This window comes from Dietzia sp. CW19 (genome assembly GCF_014145265.1).
Lineage (GTDB): Bacteria > Actinomycetota > Actinomycetes > Mycobacteriales > Mycobacteriaceae > Dietzia > Dietzia natronolimnaea.
The window spans coordinates 1-1,294 of sequence record NZ_JAALEE010000521.1 but is presented as its reverse complement, the minus strand read 5'-3'; the positions used below and the strand labels follow the sequence as shown (position 1 = coordinate 1,294).

The following is a 1,294-nucleotide window of genomic DNA, read 5'->3' as shown; positions in this document are numbered from 1 at the left end:
CCGGCGAACGCGCGGCCTGACCTCTGCCGGTGCCGCCCGGGGTGTCCCACCCCCTCACCCCCGGCGCGACCGGGCCGGTACCTCAGCAGAGATCGCGGAACTGCTCCACCAGTCGGATCCGGCCGGGCGCGTCGAGGGCCATCGGGGTCACCGTGAGGGTGGTGGCGCCGGCCTCCCGGAACGCCTCCACCCGCTCGGCCACGTACCCCGCGGGCCCGATGAGCGAGACGGACCGGACGAGCTCGTCGGGCACCGCGGCGGCGGCCTCGTCCTTCTTGCCGTCCAGGTAGAGGTCCTGGATGCGGGCGGCCTCGGCCTCGTAGCCGTAGCGGCACGCCAGCTCGTTGTAGAAGTTCTTGCCGCGGGCGCCCATGCCACCGATGTAGAGGGCCAGGTGCGGGCGGACGAAGTCCAGGTAACCGGAAACCTCGGACTCCTCGCAGATCGCCAGCGCGGGCCCGGCGTAGACCTCGAGTTCGCCCAGCGACGGGTCCCGCTTCTCACGCCCCTTCGCCAGCGCGTCGCCCCACGCGAGGTGCGCCTTCTCCGGGTGGAAGAAGATGGGCTGCCAGCCGTTCGCGACCTCCGCGGCCAGCTCGACGTTCTTGGGCCCGAGCGCGGCCAGGACGATCGGGATGTGCTCACGCACCGGGTGGTTGATGAGCTTGAGGGGCTTGCCCAGGCCCGTGCCCTGGTCGGCCGGCAGGGGGATCTGGTACTTCTTACCGTGGTGCACGACCTTCTCGCGGCGCCACACCTGGCGGCAGATCTCGATGATCTCGCGGGTGCGGGCCAGCGGGGCGTCGTACTTCACGCCGTGGAAACCCTCCACCACCTGCGGTCCGGAGGCACCCAGGCCCAGGGTGAAACGGCCGTCGGAGACGAAGTCCAGGCCGGCCGCGGTCATGGCGGTGAGGGTGGGCGTGCGGGTGTAGATCTGCAGGATGCCCGAGGCCAGCTCCATCGTCGAGGTCTTGGCGGCGAGGAACCCGAGCTGGCTCACCGCGTCGAAGGAGTACGCCTCGGGGACGAAGGCGATGTCCAGCCCCGCTCGCTCGAGGTCCGCGGCCTCCGCCGCCGTCTCGGCGAACCCGCCGCTGTAGTTCAGTGCCATCCCGATGCGCATGGGCGCGACACTACCGGGGCGCCCTGGGGCCGATCCCGCGGGTCGCCGCGTCCACCCCGCCGCCCTCTCGGACGAACACACCGACCCGGCGCCGCGCCACGGTGTCGGCGCGCTCGTACCCCAGGAACCGGAAACCCGCGCCGGTGGCCACGTCCAGGACCGTGTGCT

At 72.0% G+C, this 1,294-nt stretch carries 1 protein-coding gene; it reads right to left on the bottom strand.

Annotation, left to right across the window (positions count from 1 at the left end; genetic code table 11):
* Positions 1-82: 82 nt before the first annotated feature.
* On the bottom strand, positions 83-1,126 hold the full coding sequence (locus G6021_RS14790) for an LLM class F420-dependent oxidoreductase (protein ID WP_182641607.1): 1,044 nt from the start codon (positions 1,124-1,126) through the stop codon (positions 83-85).
* Between the last annotated feature and the right edge of the window lie 168 nt (positions 1,127-1,294).